We start from the raw sequence: 20,714 nt of genomic DNA, 5'->3' as shown, positions 1-20,714 counted from the left end.
ATCATTGCTTAAAACTAAACATTCTGCCTTTACATTAATTGAAATGGTTATTGTTTTATTTATTATTTCTTTATTATTGTTAATTATTATTCCTAATGTGAATCAACAAAAAAAATCTGCCGAAAATAAAACAAATGCTGCTTTTAGAACTACCTTACAAACTCAAGTAGATATGTACGATGGTCAAAATCCAAGTTGGGAAATTCTAGAAAAAGAACATTACTTATCTGAATCACAAGCCAAAAAGGCCGTTAAAGATGGTTATAAGATTAATGATGGTAATGTGGTGGCACCAAATAAATAAGCCCATAGCTGCATTTACTTTAATTGAAGCTGTTATCACTTTAGGAATAGTCTGTGCACTTTTATTGTTACCAACAATTAATTATCATGAACAATTAGAATTACAACAGGAAAAAATTGCCGTTATTGCTTTTCAAAGTAACTGGCATAATTTGGTTAATGATTCCTTTTTATATAATGAAGTGCGTGATTTAAGCTTTAATTCTCAAAAGCATCAATTGCAGTTTATTGATCCTGTGCATCCAGAAAGATCATATACACAAAAACTACCGGCAGAATTGGAGTGCCGTTTACAAAAACCATTTATTCGTATCACTTGCGGAGAAGTCACACCACAAAAAATAATTTTTACTTCCAGAACTACAAAGCAACAGTTCAAGTTAACAGTTCAAATGCATTGGGGAGAGATAGTTGAAGACAAAACATAAGGCATTTTTACTATTAGATAATATGTTAGGATTTTTTTTGGTTTTACAAGCTGTGGCAGTGATTCCACTTTGTATTATTCCTACTCAACAAAAAGTACAGCAAGTTCAACAAAGGTCTTTTTTGAAATTAGCTTGCTGGCAAAAAATACAGCATCCAGATATCACGCAGATAACACTTAAAAATAAAAAGTATTATTTTTATAATCGAGGAAAAAAACTTGAAATTTACCAAAAAAACCAATCTTTGGAGTATGATCGCAAACAAAAAACATTCCGCTTTTTTACTTAGTGAAGCCCTTGTTTCTTTATTTATTTTAATACTAACTTTCTCGATAATGGTCTTTTTAATTAATTCCTATCATAATAATAACAAACACCTATTTCAAAATGAAAGCAGCTGGGCTATTTCCATGTTGCGCTTGGAACAATTAACAGCAGATGCTTCTTTAATTAAAGCAGATAATAAAACGATTGAATTTGAATCAGGTGCTAATTATAAATTTCCTCATAAGATATATCATTTACAGGTTTATCACAATATGTTGCGGGTTACAGGAAAGACAGAAGGACATATGCCCTTATTGTTAAATCAACAAAATATTAACTTCATAACTAAAGGACATACTGTGCAAATAAATGCTATTGACCAATTCCAAAGAAAGTGGGAATATTATCTTGACTTTCAATAAAAAACGGTCTGCATCAACAACTCTAATTGCAGTTTTATTGTTGAATATTGAATGTATTTTGATACTAGCTTACTTGAATTTTTATACACAAGAGTTAAAAAACTATCAGCAGCTTGATTATATTTATTCACAAAAAATTATAACCTTTGCTAAATAAGATAATTTCCGTTAACATATATTAACAGATGTTATGATATTAGGGGATGGATATATGGCTCAAATAAAAAAGCCGTTGAACCAAATATTTGGTTTTATTGATCAAACGACTGAAGAATTGCGAAAGATTTTAAATATTTCTTATCGAGAAGCTTTATCGGAAAATATTTTTAATATTCTGGAACAAAAAACTTATGTTGAAGACGGCTATCCTACTAGAGAACAAGCCCAACAGCTAGATCAAAAATATCAAAATTTTAATTTGAATGATTATTCTTTGTTAGATATAAAGCGTGCTTTAGAGTTTGCCGTTATCAAAGCGCAAAAGATTGATCAATTAGATGTAAACTTGTTGATGACACCGGATGTAATCGGAACTTTAAGTTCACTGGTGATAGCAGAAGTGTTTCGTAACTATCCGCGCAAAACTTTGGAAACAATGGATTCCACAGTAGGCACAGGTAATTTATTAATTGAAACCAACTTAGAATTGAAAAAAAGTACCACTTTGGGTTTGTCGATGCATGGCATTGATAATGATCATAATTCATTAGAACTGGCTGCTGCTATTGGAAACGCCTTAAAAAGTGAAATCGATTTATATCATCAAGATGCAGTTGCTGATTGGATTGTCAGCGATTATGATTTGATTTTGGCAGATTTACCAGTAGGTTATTATCCACTTGATGAAAATACTTTAAATTTTCAAACTAAAGCTCAATCTGGTCATTCTTACGCTCATCACCTGATTATGGAACAATCAATGAAAAATGTGCACGCAGGAGGTATTGGCATATTTATTGTGCCTTCCCAAATTTTTCAAACTGATCAAGCATCAACTTTAGCACATTGGTTAGTAAATTCAGTATATTTGCAAGCCGTGTTAAGCTTGCCACAATCTTTATTTACAAGTGAAGCTGCCGAAAAATCATTGGTTGTTTTACAACGCCACGGCGCAAACGCCAAACAAACCAAAGAGGTATTAATGGGACAAATCCCCAATCTAAGCGATACCAGTGATATAATTAAGTTTAAGAACCAATTACAAAATTGGAGTCAAAAAACATTTGATTGGGAGAAATGATATGAAGCGGAAGGTTTTAGTAGTAAATTCGGGTAGTTCTACCTTAAAATTCAAACTATTTGCTTTGCCTGAAGAAGAAGTGATTGTTAAAGGGATGGTTGACCGACTGGGGTTGGATCATTCAGTTTTTGAAATTACTTATCAAGGACAAAAACATACACAAGAAATTCCTATTAACAGTCATGTCCAAGCTGTAGAAATTCTAATTAAACAACTATTAGATTTAAATGTTATTAACGACGTTCAAGATATTTCAGGAATTGGTCATCGAGTAGTTTCTGGGGGACCATATTTTGATGATTCAACTTTGTTAAATGAGCAAAGTTTATCTAAGCTATCTCAAATTGATGAGTATGCACCATTGCATAATCCCGCAGAAAGAAAGGGTATTGAGGCATTTGCGCAAATGCTTCCTGAAGTTCCACAAGTTGCAGTCTTTGATACAACTTTCCACAAAAAATTACCTAAAATGAATCAAGTATATTCAATACCGAAAGAATATGATGAAAAATTTGGTGCTCATCGTTATGGTGCCCATGGTACTAGTCATGATTATGTTTCCCATAAGGCAGCTGAATTTTTAGACATTCCTTATAGCCAACAAAAAATGATTAGCTTGCATATGGGCAGTGGCGTATCTGTAACCGCTATTAAGGATGGACATTCTTTTGATACTTCAATGGGATTTACACCAATTTCAGGAGTAACGATGAGTTCACGTGCTGGCGATATTGATATTTCGTTAGTTGCATTTTTAATGGAAAAATTACAGATTAATGATATTCACGAAATGATCGATATTCTGAATAATGAATCAGGATTAAAGGGAATATCTGGTATTTCTCCTGATATGCGGGATTTGATTTCCGCAAAGGATAGTAATCCTGATGCTAAGTTAGCTATTGAAGTCTTTATTAATCGAATCGTTAAATATATAGGTTCGTATATTGCTGAAATGCACGGTATAGATGTTATGATTTTTACAGCTGGGATGGGAGAAAATAATCCCGTTATTCGACAAGCAATTATGGATAATTTTAACTTCTTAGGTATGAAAGTAGATCAAGCAGCTAATGAAAATGGCAAAGGTATCCGTCAAATTTCCGCTCCAGATTCAAAAATTACAGCTTTAGTAGTTCCCACCGATGAAGAATTAATGATCGTTCATGAATTTGAACGTTTAGTTAAGTAAAATCATTTAAGTCTATTACCTCATTATTGCAAAACATTTAATGTTTGCAGTAATGAGGTATTTTATTTTGATATTACTTGAAATATGATATTATTTGGATTATACTTGTTGTTGCTTAACGGGGATGTTATGGATTCGACATATGTAGTTGAGCACTGGTTGCATCTCGTAGGTTACGTCTACGTAAAAACGTTACAGTTAAATTATAACTGCAAAAAATAATAATAATTCTTACGCTTTAGCTGCTTAAAAACAGTTTTTAGCGTGATCCGTTTAGCTTCGCTCAAGGGTTAAATTGGGTCTTAAAAAATTGAGCTACGTCTAGTTGCACCACCTGAGCAACTAGAAAGAGACTTCCAGGCTAGCCGTTAAGGTTAGCTCAGTCATACAGCGTTCTTAACGGTGAACTATAAATAGTATGACTATGGATGTAGATGCTGGTGTGGCAGTATGTATGGACAGGAGTTCGATTCTCCTCATCTCCATTTTAGATTTATTCATCTTTAACCAATAGCAGTCAAAGCCTTGAGCCACCAAGTGGTTCGGGGCTTTTTTGGTTTTTAAATTAAAATAAGCAATCAATTAAAAATTTGATTGCTTATTGGTTCTATTTGTTATTGAATTATTAGTTATTCAGCATCATATGCTTCTTGGAATAGTTGAACAATTTCTTCTTTAGTACCTTTACGAGGATTAGAAGGAGCATTACCATCTTTGAGAGCATTTTCTGCCATTAATTCAAAATCCTCCGGTTTAGCTCCCATTGATTTAATACTACGAGGAATATGAACATCATCACACATTTGACGCATTGCTTTAATGGATAATTCAGCAGCATCACGAGTTGAAAGTCCTGTTGTATCTTCACCCATAATCTCAGCTAACTGTGCAAATCTTTCAGGACAAGCAATAATGTTATATTTTTCCACGATAGGTAATAAAATAGCACAACATACGCCATGGGGAGCATCGTATTGACCGCCTAATTGATGAGCCATGGCATGAACATAACCTAAATCAGCATTATTAAAAGCCATGCCACCTAACATTTCGGCTTCAACCATTTTGGTACGAGCTTCAATATTATGACCATTAGCAACTACTTCGCGAAGACTTTCTTCTACTAATTTAATAGCTTGAACACATTGACCATCAGTAATTTCGTTACGATTAGTAGATACGTAAGGTTCAATAGCTTGTACAAAGGTATCCATCCCCGTTGCTGCTGTGAGTCCTACAGGAACATCTAACATTAACATTGGATCATTAAATGATACTAATGGTACGTTACGCCAAGAGACGACAACAAATTTAAGTTTAGTTTCTTCATTAGTAATAACACAATGGCGAGTTAATTCGGAAGCGGTTCCAGCAGTTGTATTAACAGCCATGAGCGGTGGCAGGGGATTTTCAAGAGTTTCAATGCCAGCCAATTTAGTAATATCGTCACCATTAGTAAGGATAATACCTGTACCTTTACCAGCATCGTGAGATGAGCCACCACCAACAGTGATAATACTGTCACAATTATTATCTAAATAAATTTTTTTAGCGGCTTCAATATTCCGTACTTTAGGGTTAGGTTCAACACCATCATAAATAACATAATCAACTTTAGCTTCCTTTAAGGAATTTAAAGTTTGTTCAACAGGACCATTATCCATTTTTCGTAAAAATTTATCAGTAACAATTAACGGCTTATGCATATTAAGCATTTGGGCTCTGTTACCGATTTTTTTGATAACACCTTTACCAAAAAAGTTCACACTAGGCATTAAAAAATCAAAATTTTCTTTCATAAGATAATCTCCAATCTGCTTTGTCAGCAACTTAAATATAGCACCCTGAAAGTAACTTGTAAACGGTTTGATTGTAATTTCACAAACAAACTTTCTTGCACTGGAAATTGGAAGAAAAGTGCCATCCTATAGACAATTATGTTATGATAATTAATAGATTGAAGGCAATAAAGGGGAAACATTAATGAATTTGAGATTATCTTTACCAATATTAGCAGCTTTAGGCGTCTGTGTGGGATTAACGTCTGTATCAACTACCACTGTATTTGCACAAGATATTGTTGTCAGTCATCAAGAAAATCCTGAAATAGCTGTAACTGATAAAACAGTGAAAACTGCAGAACCAATTGTTGTTAATGCAGCAGCATTTGCGCCACAGTCTGCACCTGTTACAACGCTGGCACCTGTTCAAACTACTACAACCACAACGACTATCTTTTCTAATATAGATTTTGAAGATGTAGCGGCCGATTTTTCAGCAACTGATTTAACTCAGACAGCGCAAAAATATTTAGGGGTACCATATGTTTGGGGCGGAAGCACACCTAATGGTTTTGACTGTTCAGGTTTAGTGCAGTATACTGCTCGCGAAAATGGTATTAATTTGCCGCGTACTTCACAGCAACAAAGTACTTATGGTACTTATGTACCATTATCACAGATTAAACCCGGAGATTTATTGTTTTGGGGAGATGTAGGAACGGCTGAGCATGTTGCAATTTATTTAGGCAATGGTCAATATATCCATGCTCCAGCACCTGGTCAAAACGTAAAAGTAGGTAAGTTACAATGGTTTACTCCTTCTTTTGGCCGACGTTTAAATAACAACTAACAGGAGCTTTAAATGTTACGAGTAATTGTTGGTATTGGCTTAATTATTATTGCGATTGGACAAATTTTTTATGCCTTTCGTAACTTTCAAGAAGGATTCCATAAAAAAGATATTAATATTAGTCAATTAATGAAACTACTAGCTGCAATTACAGGTTTAATTGGAATTCTTTTATTTGTATTAGGAATAATAATTTTAATACATCATTAAAAAAGCGATATCTCTCAAATAAGAGATATCGCTTTTTGGAAACTAAAATGCAGTTGCAGAAAATAAATCAAATTCTATTTGATTGAAATCAAAAGTGGCTAGTTCGCTTAAGTGTAAATAACGAGTCACACTAGGTAAAAGCATTAAATTAATTTCGGATTGATCATCATCTGGAATAACAGAAACAATTGGCGTATGAGTTGCGTAAGCGTAACCATACTCAAAAGCCATACCAGAATCTGGTTTTTGGGGCAAAAATAAGCCACAAACAAAATCTGCACGATCAATACCAAACAAGTCATTACGAAAAGTTCCCATTTGCCAAGCTGGATCGGCAAGAGCTTCAGGATGCTGGCTAACATCAATATTGTGATATTGATGTTCTAAGGGGCGAAAGGTATTTTCCCAGTCAACAGTGGGATTTTGTTTTAAAGCTTGTTGTCCTTTTTCCATAAATTCTTTTTCTTGTGTTGAAAACCAGGAACAGGCAAAATAAAGAATGTTCTTTTTAGTCATCTTTGTCTCCATTGTTTTTTATTTTATTATACATGAGACAAATAAATTACGATAATAAATCTTAAAAATAATCAGGTGAATTTTAATTTTAGCAACATTAATGATACAGTAAACTAAGTATAATAATAATAGGAGTTTTATAAATATGAAATATAAATTAGTTGCAAGTGACTTAGATGAAACATTACTAAATGACGAAAAACACGTCGGTCAAAAAACGCAGGAAGCAATTGCAATGGCCCGGGATTTGGGGGTTATTTTTGTTCCCAATACAGGTCGTGGTTTTACTTTAATTCATCAAACCTTATCAGAATTAAATTTGACCGAGGCCAGCAATGAGTATGTTATTTCTTTTAATGGCAGTGCAATTACTGAAAATAGAAATGAACGAGTAATTGCTAAAACATTGATGGATTTTGCCACAGTGAATACGTTATTTCAAGTAGGTGTAAAAAATAAAGCCACAATGCATATCTACACTCTAACAGATATTTATGTATATAATATCGAAAATGACGAAAAAAATTATCTTGATAAAATGGGATTTGCTTATCATGTTTTTGATGAGCCATCTTTAGATTTTTTACAAAATCAGCCTTTAATTAAAATGTTGTACAAAGATAAAGAACGAGCTAATCTTGATGATTTACACTCACAAATTCCGCAAGATATTCTGACAGATACTACCTGTACTTATTCGTCAAATCGATATATGGAATTTAATAAAGCGGGGATTAATAAGGGCAAGGGACTATTAGAATTAGCTGAAATTTTAAATATTAAGCCTACTGAAATTATTGCCATTGGTGACAATACTAATGATTTGAGTATGATTAGAGTTGCAGGATTAGGTGTAGCTGTTCAAAATGCTGCCAAAGAGGTTAAAGATGCTGCTAATTATGTAACATCTAATGATTATAATCATGATGCAGTGGCAGAAGTCATTAAGAAGTTTATCTTAACTAATAACTAATTGATAGATGGGAAATGAGAACACATGAAATTACTAATGATTGAGGATAATAAATCTGTTTCAGAAATGATGTCAATGTTTTTTCAAAAGGAAAATTGGGAAGTTGTTTTTGCCTATGATGGTGATGAAGCAATAGAGTTATTTAATCAACATGCGCAAGAATGGGATGTCATTACCTTAGATTTAAATTTGCCGGGCAAAGATGGGATGGAAGTAGCTAAAGAAATCCGTGATGTATCACAAACAGTACCGATTATCATGTTAACAGCACGCGATTCTGAAAGTGATCAAGTTTTAGGATTAGAATATGCAGATGAATATGTGACTAAGCCTTTTAGTCCTATTACTCTAATTGCGCGTATTAAAGCCTTATATCGGCGCTCAGGCTTACAAGAAGAACATAAAGCGCAAGAAAAAGCGCAAGAAAAAAAATTTGATATTCAAACTAAACATTTTAAATTAAGTAGTGCAACTCGAGAAGCATACTTATTAGAGCAAGAAATTCCCGATTTAACACCTAAAGAGTTTGATTTATTAAAGGCACTTTCTAGTAAACCTAAGCAAGTATTTACACGTGAACAACTGTTACAACAAGTTTGGGGTTATGATTATTTTGGTGATGAACGGACAGTTGATGCCCATATTAAAAAATTACGTCATAAAGTAGAACAAGTAGGTCCTCAAATTATACAAACTGTTTGGGGAGTAGGATATAAATTTGACGATTCGGACGTGCAAACTAAATGAAGTTAATTTATCAATATATGCTCGGATTTTTAGTAGTTGTTGTTACTTGTTTGAGTATTATTGCTTTTGCTATTTATCACTACAGTGAAAATATGGCTTATCAACAGACTTGGATGCAGATGGAAGGCTATTCTGATAACTTACAGGCGATGGCACTCAGAGTAAATCCAGCAACTGGGAATATTCAAAATATAACTCCAGAAACTTTTGCTTCGGTGCAAGATGTTTTGGCCAATGAAAAAGTGACTTTTGCTATGTTTGACAAGCGCGGACATGAACTGTATCCTTCTGTTACTAATGAACCATCTTTTGATCATCGGACATGGAAATTGTTAAACGCTGGTACCGTTATCCGAGAACGCAATAGTAATCATAATCAACAAGCACCTTTATTTCGTAAACATCCGATGACTTATATTATTAAACCTTGGTTTGATAAAGACAATAATTTAGTAGCAATTTTGTGGGTTGGGGCCGAAGTTTCAGCAGTGGAAACAAGTATTAATTCTATTAAAAATAATGTAATTTTGGCGTTTTTAATTTCGACAATTATTGCAGTCATTATGAGTTGGTTTTTAGCCAACTGGCAAGTTAAAAGAATTGATCGCTTAAGACGGGCAACAAAGCAAGTGGCTGCTGGTGATTTTAGTGTCCAAATTACACAAAATGGGCGAGACGAAATTGATGATTTAGCTTCGGACTTTAATGAAATGACTCATTCGTTGCAAAAATCTGATGAAGAGATTGAACGTCAAGAACAGCGACGAAAAGATTTTATGGCCGATGCGGCTCACGAAATGCGCACACCATTAACAACAATTAATGGTTTGTTAGAAGGATTAGCTTACAATGCTATTCCGGAAGAATCACGTGATAAAAGCATTACTTTAATGCGGAATGAAACTAAACGGCTAATTCGCTTAGTCAATGAAAATCTTGACTATGAAAAAATTAGAACTAATCAAATACCTCTGCATCAGAGAACTTTTGCCATTAAGTCACCTTTAGAAAATATTGTTTCGCAACTAACTAAAAAAGCAGAAGCAGCTCAAGATCAGCTTCAACTAATTGTGGATGAAAAGGCTACAGTGTATGCAGATTATGATCGTTTTATTCAAATTATTTTTAATATCACACAAAATGCAATTCAATTTACTAAAAATGGTACAGTCATAATTAAAGCCATACATGATTCTGATTTGGCGACAACAACTATTACTATTACTGATAATGGTATTGGAATGAGTAAAGATCAAGTTAAAAATATTTGGGAAAGATATTATAAGGCCGATCCCTCACGTAAAAGTACTAAATATGGTGAATCTGGTTTAGGTCTAGCAATTGTTCATCAGTTAATGCAACAACATCAAGGTAAGATTAAAGTGCACAGTGAATTAAATGTTGGGACTACTTTTACGTTAATCTTTTATGATGAAACAATTATTACAAAAAAGAAAGACAGTTAATAATGATTAGATAAATATATTTAAAAGGCTGAGACAATTGTTGGTCTCAGCCTTTTAAGATTTTATAATTTATTTACTGGAAGAATTGCTATTAGGAGAATTATTCAATTGAGGAATTTCGTAAAGGGCAGCATTGTTATTTTGAAGTTCTGGAGCATTAGTTTTATAAAGTCCCGTTGTGGACTTATTACCATTTTTGGAAAAAAGACTGGTCGAGTGTTCACCTAAGTTATTGCGAATTTTTAACAGCTGCTGATATTGATTTTGGTAATTATAATTTTTAGGATTAACAGGTTTAAAATCAGCAGGTGTGTAAAAACGTAACAAGTTGGTTTTATTAATCATATCAGATAGTTCTAATTCGTGAACTTTTTGCTGAGAAATTTTTTGAAGGCGTTTTTGAATGAGCGGATCAGGATTGGTTAAAAGTTCACCGTTACTATTTTGATAAATCGTTAATTTGTCATTATTACTATTTACAACAGTGTATTTAGGGGTAACGAAGGAATGATTACGGAAAATAACATTTTGATTATGCTGAGGTGATAATAAATCTGTTCCCATAAAGATATATGGCTTAGTATTGACACCTAAAAGATGTAATAAAGTAGGTAAGGCATCAATTTCACCACCATATTGCTTTTGAATGCCACCTTTCAGTCCAGGCATATGAATCATGAAAGGCACTCGTTGTAATTGTAAGTGATCAAATGTAGTCCAGGTATCAGGGTCACGATTTAATAAAGGAGCTAGTGCTTTTTCATCACCTTCGTTCAGACCAAAGTGATCACCATATAAGACAACGATGGAATTATTATATAAACCACTAGCTTTTAAGTAATCAAAAAATTCACGCAAAGCTTCATCGAGATAATGTGCTGTAGCAAAATAATTATTAACCATAGTATTAGGGGTATCAGGCTTTTCAAAGCCCTCAGTATCAGTATCTGATAGTTCATAAGGGTTGTGGTTAGTCACTGTTAAAAATTTGGCATAAAATGGTTGTTGCAGCTGCTCTAAATATTTAACACTTTCAGAAAAGAGTAATTTATCTTTACTGCCCCAATAAGTGTTACTGTCAGCAGTTTGTTGGTAATATTTTTGATCAAAGAAATAATGATAGCCCATATTTTTATAAACAGTATCACGACTCCAAAATGATCCAATATTACCATGAAAAACTGCACTCGTGTAGCCTTGCTGTTGATCTAAGATGGCAGGTGCTGCTTGAAAAGTGTTATTAGTACCTAAACTAGTAAAGAAAGATCCCTCAGGTAAACCAAATAAACTGGTTTCTAACATTGTTTCAGCATCACTAGTTTTACCTTGACCCACCTCATGGAAAAAATTGGAAAACGATAAGGTATTATCATCATGATATAAACTATTGAGAAAGGGCGTTACTTCTTGATCTTTAACCTTGCTATCAATTAAAAACTGTTGAAAGCTTTCTAAGTGGATGATGATCACATTTTTGCCGCGTCCTACACCAGCATATTGGGGATTAGGCGCAGCATAATTTTGATTAACAAATTTTAAAACTGGATCCATACTAGTGCCTTGTGCTCCTGAACGCAACGAATTGCTCTGAGCAGTTTTCAAACCATCATAAGTTAAAAAGGAATTTAGTCCTAAGTATTTGACAATATAAGTTCGATCAAAAGTACGCACTAGTAATTGAGGTCGACTTAATTCAGCCAAAAATAAGTTTAAGACTAAACCAAATAAAGCTATACTAGTTACTGTAAAAGCTTGTAAGCGACTGTAAGGTCGATGGTCAATCTTGATTTTTTTGGTAAAGAATAAAATGATTATAACGGCAAAATCCACAAAGTAAATCCAATCATGAGCCTGAGCCATCGCGATGGCGCTACTGCCAAGACCTTTAGAAACCTTACCAACACTCATAATAGTATTAAAACTAATAAAATCATTAAATTCGCGATAATACAAAATGTTGCTGTATAACAAAATAGTTTCTAAAAGATAAATAATCATTGCGGTAATATAAGTTGTACTAGGCTTTTTAAAATATAAGGTCAAACTCATCAATAAAAGCGTCGAAGCAATCGGATTGAGAATCATTAGAAAATGCTGTAATGGATCCATTGCTCCCATATTAAAGTCTAAATAATACGCAATAACTGTTTTGATCCAAATAAAAATCACTAATAATAAAATCCAACCAGTACGCTGTTTTAAAAGTTGTTTTAATTTCGTTGTCATCATTAATACTTTTCTCTCCAGATAAGTTATCTGTTAATATAAATTCAATTCTAACATTTTATTAGGTTAAATAGCCACAGAGGGACTAATATGATTTTTTTGAACTCAATCTATCAACAAGTATATTTCCAATATTCTGACAAAATCAATCATTTTCCTTTAATTAGATTGATATTTTATAGCTTAGATAAAACAATCTTTTATTTTCTGCTCTTTTTAATAATTAGAGTGGTTTATTTGTTGATCAAAAGAAAAAAATCGAATTGGAAACATGAAATACTTCTGAGTGTTTTTACCATTTATTTATTGCTGTTATTTTTTCTAACCGTTTTTCGACATGGTTATTTTCCTTGGGATTTTCATTTTTACTGGCATCGTTCTTTATCCAATATTAATTTTCAGCCATTAGTGCAAACTTTTAAATTAACGACCGGAAAATCAATTCTTGATTTTATATATAATTTTGGTGGTAATATTGCATGGTTTATTCCTTGGGGCTTGGGACTACCACTATTAAATCCGTTAAAAATTAATTTCAGTAAAACAGTATTTTCAGGAATGTTGCTTTCTGTATTGATAGAAAGTTTGCAATTCGTTTTATTTACTGGTGTAAGTGACATTGACGATGTTATTTTTAATACAGTAGGTGCAGCTATTGGTTATGCTTGCTTTGCTTTATATCAAACTTTCATGAAAAAAATTAAAAAATAGCTTAGTTAATTGTCGAGTTTACAAAAAACACCTGACAATTTGAGCAGTAGTAGTTTAAAATAGTCAATGAAGATAATAATTGAGGAGGAAACTATGGCACATATTAAATTTGATGCATCCAAATTAGGAAAATTTGTTCATGATAATGAACTAAAGGAAATGCAGCCACTGGTTACAGCAGCTGATCAAGAATTACGAGCTGGTACAGGTGCCGGCCATGATTTTCGGGGTTTTATTGACTTACCTGTTGATTATGATAAGAAAGAATTTGCTCGGATTAAAAAAGCTGCCCAAAAAATTCAATCTAATTCTGAAGTTTTTGTTGGTATTGGTATTGGGGGCTCATATTTAGGTGCGCGGGCCGCAATTGATTTTTTAAGTAGCAGTTTTTATAATATTCACAATGATCGCCAAGTTCCAGAAGTTTATTTCTGTGGAAATTCCATTAGTCCTAATTATTTGGCTGATTTACTTGCAGTTATTGGTGAGCGTGATTTCAGTATTAATGTCATTTCTAAATCAGGTACAACTACAGAACCATCCATTGCTTTTCGAATTTTGAAGGCTAAATTAATTGAGAAATACGGCGAAGAAGGCGCCAAAGAACGAATTTTTGCTACAACTGACCGGGCTAAAGGGGCTTTGAAGACCGAAGCTGATGCTGAAGGTTATGAAGAATTCGTAGTTCCTGATGATATTGGGGGTCGTTTTTCCGTTCTCTCTGCTGTAGGGTTATTGCCAATTGCAGTTGCTGGTATTGACATTGATCAATTAATGCAAGGTGCTGCTGCAGCTCGGAGTGACTATAATGTTGCTGACTTAGATCAAAACGAAGCTTATCAATATGCAGCTTTAAGAAATATTTTATATCGAAAAGGTTATACAACAGAATTATTAGAAAACTATGAACCTAATTTGCAATATTTTGGTGAATGGTGGAAACAATTAATGGGTGAATCTGAAGGCAAAGATCAAAAGGGTATTTTCCCGGCTTCTGCCAACTTTTCAACTGATTTACATTCTCTTGGACAATATATCCAAGAGGGACGTCGTAATTTAATGGAAACAGTGATTATGATTGATAATCCACGTCACGATGTTACTATTCCAGCAGAAGCTGGTAATCTTGATGGTTTGCAATATCTAGAAGGTAAGTCTATGGATTACGTGAATAAGCGTGCTTATGAAGGAGTAGTTTTGGCCCATACTGATGGTGGTGTCCCGGTAATGAGCGTTCATATTCCTGAACAAAATGCTTATACGTTAGGTTACTTGATTTACTTCTTTGAAATTGCAGTAGCTATTTCAGGTTATTTAAATGGCATTAACCCATTTAATCAACCTGGTGTTGAAGCTTATAAGAAGAACATGTTCGCATTATTAGGTCGTCCTGGATATGAAGAATTAGGTGAACAATTAAATAAGCGACTATAACTATTAAGCATAAAAGTGCTAAGATATAATTTTATTGAAGACTATTGTTAAAAGAGGACGGAACGATGAGTTTCGTCCTCTTTTAACTTTAAATAGTAAAAGTCTATTAGGGTGTGTATAATTAGTCAAAAAGATGAATAGGGGAAGGTTAATGAAAGATGATAAATATAAATTGGTAGTTTCGCCCAACAGTCTAAAAGTAAAATCAGACGTGTTGTTTACTATCTCTAAGCCCTTAGTTCTTAAAGTTAATGAACAAACTGGGGAAGTTAAATTTTATTTAGAGGCAAGTGATTTAGAAAAAATTAAAAAATTCCCCAATTAAAAAACTCCTGATTATTAAAATCATGGAGTTTTTTTCTTAATTATTTTTTCTCTTTAATAATATAAATAGGACGTTTTTTAACTTCTAAGAAAATCTTCCCAATATAGTTGCCAATAATCCCCAAAAAGAACAGCTGCATTCCCCCTAAAAAGAGAATAATGGAGATCGTTGATGACCATCCCTTAGTGGGATTGCCAAAAATCAGCGACCGAATAACAATAAAAATTAATCCAGCAAAGGCAACAAACATAACAAATAAGCCTAACCAAACGGCAATAATCAGCGGGACGGTTGAAAAATCCGTAATGCCTTCAATCGAATATTTGAATAAACTCCAAAAATTCCAACTCGTAGTGCCCGCTGCTCGGGCTACATTTTTATAAGGGAGGTATTTTGTTTTAAAGCCCACCCAAGAAAAGATGCCTTTGGAAAAACGATTATATTCGCTCATTTCAATAATGGCATCAACCATGTCACGTCGCATAAGCCGAAAATCTCGGGCTCCCGGAACGATTTGGGTATCTGAAATCCGATTAATAATTTTGTAAAACATATTAGAAAAAAAAGACCGCAGCTTAGGTTCGCCACTACGATCCGTGCGGGCAGTGCCGATACAATCATAGTCGGTAGTTTCTAAAAGCTGAATCATTTGAATCAACATTTCTGGTGGGTCTTGAAGATCTGCATCCATAATAGTGACTAAATCACCATCAGCGTTCTTCAGTCCCGCATATATTCCAGCTTCTTTACCAAATTGACGTGAAAATGAGATAAAATGAGTATCAATATCCGTTTTATCCGTTAATTGCCGCAATTTGGTTAATGTGTCATCAGTAGATCCATCATTAATAAATAAGATGGACGGTTGATAGTTAGGTAATTTGCTAAAAGTTTTTTTAATTGCTTGATAAAAAAGTTCAACTGTTTCCTCTTCGTTGTGGCAAGGAACAATGATACTAACTTTTTGGTTCATTATGTTCTAACCTCTTTATTTGATAAAATAATCATAACCTTAATTAAGCTAAATTTCTAGCTGTGATTAAGATAGAAAGTGAGAAATTTATGCAATTACAACTACAAGCAATGACAAAACAACAGTTTAATGAATTTTTGCATTCACAAATTCATGAATATGCACAACAAAAAGTAGCCAATAAATTATGGCATCCAGATCAGGCTCAACAGCGAGCTGCTGAAGATTTTCAGATGTTACTTCCACAAGGACTTGATACTTATCATAACTATTTCTATGTTTTATGTTCAAAGTCACAGCCAATATATGGCTACGTCTGGTTAGCAGAAGTGGTGGACGGTGATCAGCCTGATGAACCTTATTTGTTTATCAATGATTATGCGATTTTGCCCAAATATCAAAATCAAGGCTATGGCCAGCAAGGCTTACAATTAGTTTTTGAGCAGGCTAAAAAACTCGGTTATCAACATTTAGGACTTCATGTTTTTGGTAAAAATCAAATAGCTCAGCATTTATATCAAAAAATGGGTTTTATTCCCACGGATATCGTAATGAAAAAATCATTAAATGATTAGTTTTCTGTAAAAATATTATTTATTTCATTATTTTCCATTAAATTGGGTTCAAGTTATTGACAAAATGGTACTGTTGTTAGAAAATATTAATCAATTTCTAATTTAAATTTCAAAGAAATCATGGGGGTACCGAGCTTGAATAAATTACTACAGCGGATGTTGCGTAAAGAAGATCCAAGTGTATACGAAATTAAAGATGCGCATTTAGAGAGGACCCTACGAGTGCGTGATTTTTTGGCTTTAGGTGTGGGGACAATTGTTTCGACCACTATTTTTACTTTGCCGGGAGCTGTAGCAGCTGAGCATGCTGGACCAGCAGTTATCTTGTCGTTTTTAGGTGCAGCCGTGGTTGCCGGATTAGTTGCTTTTGCTTATGCAGAAATGGCTTCAGCAATGCCTTTTGCCGGTTCGGCATATTCTTGGATTAATGTAATCTTTGGTGAATTTTTTGGCTGGGTTGCCGGTTGGGCTTTACTTGCAGAATATTTTATTGCAGTTGCTTTTGTGGCTTCTGGTTTATCTGCTAATTTTCGAGGATTAATTGCTCCTTTGGGTTTAAAATTGCCCAATGCTTTAGCTAATCCTTTAGGCAGTAATGGAGGAGTAATAGATTTAGTCGCTGCGATTGTGACTATTGGTGTAGCCCTCCTGCTTTCTCGTGGTGTAACAGAAGCAGCTCGTGTAGAGAATGTTTTAGTGGTGGCTAAAGTTTTAGCTATTATTTTATTTATTATTGTTGGCGCAACAGCTATTCATGCTCAAAATTATACGCCGTTCATTCCGAAGTATCATGCTAATCCAGATGGGAGTGCTTTTGGCGGCTGGCAGGGTATTTATGCCGGGGTCTCAATGATTTTTCTAGCTTATATTGGTTTTGATTCAATTGCAGCTAATTCTGCAGAAGCTATAGAACCTCAAAAAACAATGCCTCGTGGAATCTTAGGTTCATTAGTGATTGCAGTAGTATTGTTTGTTGCTGTTGCCTTGGTATTAGTAGGAATGTTTAAATATACCTCATATGCAAATAATGCTGAGCCTGTTGGCTGGGCTTTACGTCATAGTGGACATGGTATTGTTGCTTCTGTAGTCCAAGCAATTGCTGTTATTGGCATGTTTACAGCCTTGATTGGGATGATGCTGGCTGGTTCAAGATTGATTTATTCTTTTGGTCGTGATGGTTTATTGCCAAAATGGTTGGGAAAAGTAAATGATAAAAATCTACCAAATCATGCTTTAATTGTGATTACACTAGTTTCTGTTATTATTGGTTCCATATTTCCTTTTGATGAATTATCACAACTGATTTCAGCAGGGACGTTGATTGCTTTTATGTTTGTTTCTTTAGGTATTTATGGACTTCGCCGGCGTGAGGGTAAAGATATTGTGAATACAGGTTTTAAAATGCCACTTTATCCAGTATTACCATTTTTAGGTTTTCTTGGTTCTTTGATAGTGTTTTATGGTTTGAGCCACGCAGCTAAATTATATGCTGGAGCCTGGTTCTTGGTAGGGGTCTTGGTCTACTTCTTTTATGGTATGCATCATTCCTATTTGGAAAAGAAAAATAGTTAAAATAAAAAAACTTGATTAGTCTATGATTAATCAAGTTTTTTTATTGCTTAGCAATACGGAAGTATTAATTTAGAATTAGCACAGTCAAGTTGATAATGAATATCTTGATTGCCTCGAATTGTCATTTCCATATCGGTAGCATAGACAATTAATCCCAGCTGATGCCCTGGTAATAAGCGGTAATGGGTGGGGTGTAATGCTAAAGTGAATTCATAAAATTCCCCGGGATTAACGGTTTCAACTTGAGTTAAGGCAGTACGATTTTGAAGATTCATGTGGGCCAAAGAAATAAGCTGGTAATCGCTAGTTGAGTTAGACAATTGGTATTCGCGTAAATCTTCTTTTTGATAATGAAATCCCAAATCAAAGGCTTGTGTTTCTAGAACTTGGGGTAATTTCTCTAAACGGTGATAAGTACCATAGTCAATTAAACGACAGCTTATTAACCCGATATTGTGATCACTGGCTAAACGTAACTTGACCTGTGGTCTGCCATCTAAGATGAGAGTTTCAGTTTGAGGTGCCGTTTTAAAGATTAAACGTGTTGCTGCCAAATCGGAATCTGTTTGAACCAAGTCATTTTTCCAATTTTCTAAATGATTTGTATAATAATTAAATTTTTCTGGAATCAGATAATCACGATAAATTTGCGGTGTCAAATCTTTAGGTGCTGGCTGAGTTTGCAGTTGTTGATTTTGTAAATAATAAACTTGGTGTGAATTATTTTTATTGCCCCAGTCAGTTTGACTATGCCAGGTTTCTGCTTGTGCATTATCTTGAATTAAAACATCTGGAAGAATCTGTGCTGCTTGATTATTAACATCGTACAACTTATATGTTAGCCAAAGATTCATCATATCAGTATAGTCCAATGAACGAAAATTATTAATATAAATATGAGGACCTTGGTGAAGGATTAACTTTTTAGTTACGGGGATGTCTTTTAAAGCCTGCCATAGTTTGTAAACATTTTTGGGTTTCACATTCCAATCATTTAAGCCATGAACCATGATAATATCGGCTTTAATTTTTTTAATATTATGACGGTAGTTGCGTTTATCCCAAAAATCATTATAGTTACCCGTTTGACGATCTTGCTGTTGTTTTATTTGGTGTAATTGTTCCAGCCAAGTGGCTTTAATCTGCTGATAATCACCTGCCTGTTTTTGACGGGAAAAAGTTTCTTCTGCTAAAACGTCTGCATCTTCACCTGGAAATCCTCCCGGAGCAACTACGAGTCCGTTTTCACGATAATAATCATACCAACTAGAAATTGCTGCCTCGGAAATAATGGTTTTGAGTCCAGCAACACCAGTTGTAGCAACAGCAGTTGCAAGAGTGCCTAAATAAGAGCGACCAGTCATAGCAATATGGTGATTGCACCACCAGGCACTGATACTAATTTGTTGGGTTTTGTCAGTAAAAGCCGTGCGTTGACCGTTAAGCCATTCAATAATTGCAGTTGCAGATTGAGTTTCTTGATCATCACCACAGATGCGCATACCTTGAGAATCTTTCGTGCCGATACCTGCGGCATACACCACTGCAAATCCACGTGCAAGAAAATAATCATTCAAACTATAACTAAAATGATTACCAAAACTAGCTTGAGCATGCTTGGTTTGTCCCTTAATAGCTCTGGGTGCAGGAATTTTTGATGAAGTAGTTTGATTTTGCTCAATCGTGGATACAGTAGGTTGTTTAGGTGTGAGTGAAACATTAACATTATGGGTTAATCGTTCACCAGCTACATCATTAGTCCCTTGATTATAAGGTGAAGCGGTATAAAGGACAGGAACCGGTTGGTGATTAGATTCACTGGGCCTGATAATTTCGGCTTTTAACAAATCACGTTGACCATCATGATCGCTATCTAAGCTAGATTCTACATAAACCACCTCATGAAGAAGTTGATTAGTATCAAAAACAGGCTGAGTCTTGCCATTAAAAATCAACGGTTTAGAACTATTGTGCATTATTGTTTCAAAATAACCGCGACTAGCCAACTCATCTAAGAATGTTTGTCCATGAACAGTATGAGTAATTAAGAGTTGATACCATCCATGAACCAAGTCTGAAGTAGTTAGCTGTTGGTCGACAAATTGCGGATGGTGAACATCAGCTTTGATTTTTAAAGGTTGCTGCAAATCAAAATCTTGCTCAACTTCAAAGCCTAACAATTGAAAATAAAGATTGTAAAAAGCGGTGGCTGTGATTTGCTCTTGTTGTACATATTCTTCAGCATTTTGGTGAGAAGTCGCCATCAAAGTTCGTAATTGAACTGTTTGAGATTTAATATCATCCAATTCGGGAAAACTAGTGAGCAATAGCTGCTTTAAGGCTTGATGTGGTGCCAAATCAAGAAAATCTGCGTCAATAAAATGAATCTGCTGTAGTTCAAAAATTTCTTGCTGTACGTCAGTGGGTTTGATAGCAAATTGATTTAATTTCATAAGAACCTCCTCATGAGTATTTAATAATTATAACGCATCATACAAGTGAG

General features: G+C 34.2%; 21 protein-coding genes and 1 other RNA gene. 17 read left to right on the top strand and 5 right to left on the bottom strand.

Annotation, left to right across the window (positions count from 1 at the left end):
- Positions 1 to 4 precede the first annotated feature (4 nt).
- From comGC to ssrA, 7 genes are all read left to right on the top strand, one after another.
- Positions 5 to 304: a competence type IV pilus major pilin ComGC gene (gene comGC, locus DS830_RS04320; protein ID WP_118902364.1), complete on the top strand. Its 300-nt coding sequence runs from the start codon at positions 5 to 7 to the stop codon at positions 302 to 304.
- The gene (locus DS830_RS04315) at positions 273 to 731 is read left to right on the top strand and encodes a hypothetical protein (RefSeq protein WP_118902361.1); all 459 of its coding nucleotides are present in this window, start codon (positions 273 to 275) and stop codon (positions 729 to 731) included. Before comGC ends, DS830_RS04315 begins: the two co-directional genes overlap by 32 nt.
- Positions 715 to 1,020: a hypothetical protein gene (locus tag DS830_RS04310; RefSeq protein WP_118908379.1), complete on the top strand. Its 306-nt coding sequence runs from the start codon at positions 715 to 717 to the stop codon at positions 1,018 to 1,020. Before DS830_RS04315 ends, DS830_RS04310 begins: the two co-directional genes overlap by 17 nt.
- Positions 1,021 to 1,066: 46 nt before the next feature.
- The gene (locus DS830_RS04305; RefSeq protein WP_162887517.1) at positions 1,067 to 1,420 is read left to right on the top strand and encodes a ComGF family competence protein; all 354 of its coding nucleotides are present in this window, start codon (positions 1,067 to 1,069) and stop codon (positions 1,418 to 1,420) included.
- A gap of 211 nt (positions 1,421 to 1,631) precedes the next feature.
- Positions 1,632 to 2,660, top strand: coding sequence for a class I SAM-dependent methyltransferase (locus DS830_RS04300; RefSeq protein ID WP_162887516.1), 1,029 nt, complete (start codon positions 1,632 to 1,634; stop codon positions 2,658 to 2,660).
- A gap of 1 nt (position 2,661) precedes the next feature.
- Entirely contained in the window at positions 2,662 to 3,852 is a 1,191-nt protein-coding gene (locus tag DS830_RS04295) for an acetate/propionate family kinase (protein WP_118902349.1), read from the top strand.
- A 120-nt stretch (positions 3,853 to 3,972) separates the two neighbouring features.
- Positions 3,973 to 4,340, top strand: a transfer-messenger RNA (tmRNA) gene (gene ssrA / locus DS830_RS04290).
- A gap of 141 nt (positions 4,341 to 4,481) precedes the next feature.
- On the opposite strand, the gene DS830_RS04285 is transcribed toward ssrA, so the two are convergent.
- Positions 4,482 to 5,651 carry an iron-containing alcohol dehydrogenase gene (locus DS830_RS04285; protein ID WP_118908376.1) on the bottom strand — a complete coding sequence of 390 codons (1,170 nt, stop codon included), beginning with the start codon at positions 5,649 to 5,651 and terminating at the stop codon, positions 4,482 to 4,484.
- Positions 5,652 to 5,835: 184 nt separating this feature from the next.
- On the opposite strand from DS830_RS04285, the gene DS830_RS09045 reads away from it, so the two are divergent.
- Together DS830_RS09045 and DS830_RS04275 are read left to right on the top strand one after the other, a co-directional pair.
- On the top strand, positions 5,836 to 6,483 hold the full coding sequence (locus tag DS830_RS09045) for a C40 family peptidase (protein ID WP_118908375.1): 648 nt from the start codon (positions 5,836 to 5,838) through the stop codon (positions 6,481 to 6,483).
- 12 nt (positions 6,484 to 6,495) lie between these two features.
- On the top strand, positions 6,496 to 6,693 hold the full coding sequence (locus tag DS830_RS04275; protein ID WP_118908374.1) for a hypothetical protein: 198 nt from the start codon (positions 6,496 to 6,498) through the stop codon (positions 6,691 to 6,693).
- A 42-nt stretch (positions 6,694 to 6,735) separates the two neighbouring features.
- Here the strand turns inward: DS830_RS04275 and DS830_RS04270 are convergent, their stop codons facing one another.
- On the bottom strand, positions 6,736 to 7,209 hold the full coding sequence (locus DS830_RS04270; protein ID WP_162887515.1) for a nucleoside 2-deoxyribosyltransferase: 474 nt from the start codon (positions 7,207 to 7,209) through the stop codon (positions 6,736 to 6,738).
- A 145-nt stretch (positions 7,210 to 7,354) separates the two neighbouring features.
- On the opposite strand from DS830_RS04270, the gene DS830_RS04265 reads away from it, so the two are divergent.
- The 3 genes from DS830_RS04265 to DS830_RS04255 are packed head-to-tail and all read left to right on the top strand — an operon-like array spanning position 7,355 to position 10,395.
- Entirely contained in the window at positions 7,355 to 8,182 is an 828-nt protein-coding gene (locus DS830_RS04265; protein WP_118908372.1) for a Cof-type HAD-IIB family hydrolase, read from the top strand.
- Positions 8,183 to 8,206: 24 nt separating this feature from the next.
- Positions 8,207 to 8,929, top strand: a complete 723-nt coding sequence (locus DS830_RS04260; protein ID WP_118902331.1) for a response regulator transcription factor — start codon at positions 8,207 to 8,209, stop codon at positions 8,927 to 8,929.
- Positions 8,926 to 10,395, top strand: a complete 1,470-nt coding sequence (locus DS830_RS04255) for a sensor histidine kinase (protein WP_118908371.1) — start codon at positions 8,926 to 8,928, stop codon at positions 10,393 to 10,395. Before DS830_RS04260 ends, DS830_RS04255 begins: the two co-directional genes overlap by 4 nt.
- Before the next feature lie 69 nt (positions 10,396 to 10,464).
- Here DS830_RS04255 and DS830_RS04250 read toward each other — a convergent pair whose 3' ends face one another.
- Positions 10,465 to 12,624: an LTA synthase family protein gene (locus DS830_RS04250; protein ID WP_118908370.1), complete on the bottom strand. Its 2,160-nt coding sequence runs from the start codon at positions 12,622 to 12,624 to the stop codon at positions 10,465 to 10,467.
- An 87-nt stretch (positions 12,625 to 12,711) separates the two neighbouring features.
- On the opposite strand from DS830_RS04250, the gene DS830_RS04245 reads away from it, so the two are divergent.
- The 3 genes from DS830_RS04245 to DS830_RS08865 all read left to right on the top strand — a co-directional run bounded on the left by DS830_RS04245 (position 12,712) and on the right by DS830_RS08865 (position 15,091).
- On the top strand, positions 12,712 to 13,332 hold the full coding sequence (locus DS830_RS04245; RefSeq protein WP_118902322.1) for a VanZ family protein: 621 nt from the start codon (positions 12,712 to 12,714) through the stop codon (positions 13,330 to 13,332).
- 93 nt (positions 13,333 to 13,425) lie between these two features.
- Entirely contained in the window at positions 13,426 to 14,766 is a 1,341-nt protein-coding gene (locus tag DS830_RS04240; protein ID WP_118908369.1) for a glucose-6-phosphate isomerase, read from the top strand.
- Positions 14,767 to 14,917: 151 nt separating this feature from the next.
- The gene (locus DS830_RS08865; protein WP_162887514.1) at positions 14,918 to 15,091 is read left to right on the top strand and encodes a hypothetical protein; all 174 of its coding nucleotides are present in this window, start codon (positions 14,918 to 14,920) and stop codon (positions 15,089 to 15,091) included.
- Between the two features lie 40 nt (positions 15,092 to 15,131).
- Here the strand turns inward: DS830_RS08865 and DS830_RS04235 are convergent, their stop codons facing one another.
- On the bottom strand, positions 15,132 to 16,064 hold the full coding sequence (locus DS830_RS04235) for a glycosyltransferase family 2 protein (protein WP_118908368.1): 933 nt from the start codon (positions 16,062 to 16,064) through the stop codon (positions 15,132 to 15,134).
- A gap of 89 nt (positions 16,065 to 16,153) precedes the next feature.
- Between DS830_RS04235 and DS830_RS04230 the strand changes: the two genes are divergently transcribed.
- Both DS830_RS04230 and DS830_RS04225 read left to right on the top strand, forming a co-directional pair.
- On the top strand, positions 16,154 to 16,639 hold the full coding sequence (locus tag DS830_RS04230) for a GNAT family N-acetyltransferase (RefSeq protein ID WP_118902313.1): 486 nt from the start codon (positions 16,154 to 16,156) through the stop codon (positions 16,637 to 16,639).
- Positions 16,640 to 16,774: 135 nt separating this feature from the next.
- Complete coding sequence (locus DS830_RS04225; protein ID WP_118902310.1) at positions 16,775 to 18,211, top strand: APC family permease; 1,437 nt, start codon at positions 16,775 to 16,777, stop codon at positions 18,209 to 18,211.
- A gap of 47 nt (positions 18,212 to 18,258) precedes the next feature.
- On the opposite strand, the gene DS830_RS04220 is transcribed toward DS830_RS04225, so the two are convergent.
- Positions 18,259 to 20,664, bottom strand: a complete 2,406-nt coding sequence (locus tag DS830_RS04220) for a Xaa-Pro dipeptidyl-peptidase (RefSeq protein ID WP_118908367.1) — start codon at positions 20,662 to 20,664, stop codon at positions 18,259 to 18,261.
- Between the last annotated feature and the right edge of the window lie 50 nt (positions 20,665 to 20,714).

It is taken from the genome of Bombilactobacillus bombi (assembly GCF_003522965.1).
In the GTDB taxonomy this organism is placed as follows: Bacteria; Bacillota; Bacilli; order Lactobacillales; family Lactobacillaceae; genus Bombilactobacillus; species Bombilactobacillus bombi.
This window is presented reverse-complemented; position numbering and strand designations above follow the sequence as displayed.

Coding starts and splice junctions, on each gene's coding strand:
- DS830_RS04260 (WP_118902331.1), top strand. CDS start 8,207: ATGAAATTACTAATGATTGAGGATAATAAATCTGTTTCAGAAATGATG.
- DS830_RS04220 (WP_118908367.1), bottom strand. CDS start 20,664: ATGAAATTAAATCAATTTGCTATCAAACCCACTGACGTACAGCAAGAA.
- DS830_RS08865 (WP_162887514.1), top strand. CDS start 14,918: ATGAAAGATGATAAATATAAATTGGTAGTTTCGCCCAACAGTCTAAAA.
- DS830_RS04300 (WP_162887516.1), top strand. CDS start 1,632: ATGGCTCAAATAAAAAAGCCGTTGAACCAAATATTTGGTTTTATTGAT.
- DS830_RS04255 (WP_118908371.1), top strand. CDS start 8,926: ATGAAGTTAATTTATCAATATATGCTCGGATTTTTAGTAGTTGTTGTT.
- DS830_RS09045 (WP_118908375.1), top strand. CDS start 5,836: ATGAATTTGAGATTATCTTTACCAATATTAGCAGCTTTAGGCGTCTGT.
- DS830_RS04270 (WP_162887515.1), bottom strand. CDS start 7,209: ATGACTAAAAAGAACATTCTTTATTTTGCCTGTTCCTGGTTTTCAACA.
- DS830_RS04265 (WP_118908372.1), top strand. CDS start 7,355: ATGAAATATAAATTAGTTGCAAGTGACTTAGATGAAACATTACTAAAT.
- DS830_RS04230 (WP_118902313.1), top strand. CDS start 16,154: ATGCAATTACAACTACAAGCAATGACAAAACAACAGTTTAATGAATTT.
- DS830_RS04275 (WP_118908374.1), top strand. CDS start 6,496: ATGTTACGAGTAATTGTTGGTATTGGCTTAATTATTATTGCGATTGGA.
- DS830_RS04250 (WP_118908370.1), bottom strand. CDS start 12,624: ATGATGACAACGAAATTAAAACAACTTTTAAAACAGCGTACTGGTTGG.
- DS830_RS04240 (WP_118908369.1), top strand. CDS start 13,426: ATGGCACATATTAAATTTGATGCATCCAAATTAGGAAAATTTGTTCAT.
- DS830_RS04285 (WP_118908376.1), bottom strand. CDS start 5,651: ATGAAAGAAAATTTTGATTTTTTAATGCCTAGTGTGAACTTTTTTGGT.
- DS830_RS04235 (WP_118908368.1), bottom strand. CDS start 16,064: ATGAACCAAAAAGTTAGTATCATTGTTCCTTGCCACAACGAAGAGGAA.
- DS830_RS04295 (WP_118902349.1), top strand. CDS start 2,662: ATGAAGCGGAAGGTTTTAGTAGTAAATTCGGGTAGTTCTACCTTAAAA.
- DS830_RS04315 (WP_118902361.1), top strand. CDS start 273: ATGATGGTAATGTGGTGGCACCAAATAAATAAGCCCATAGCTGCATTT.
- DS830_RS04245 (WP_118902322.1), top strand. CDS start 12,712: ATGATTTTTTTGAACTCAATCTATCAACAAGTATATTTCCAATATTCT.
- DS830_RS04305 (WP_162887517.1), top strand. CDS start 1,067: ATGGTCTTTTTAATTAATTCCTATCATAATAATAACAAACACCTATTT.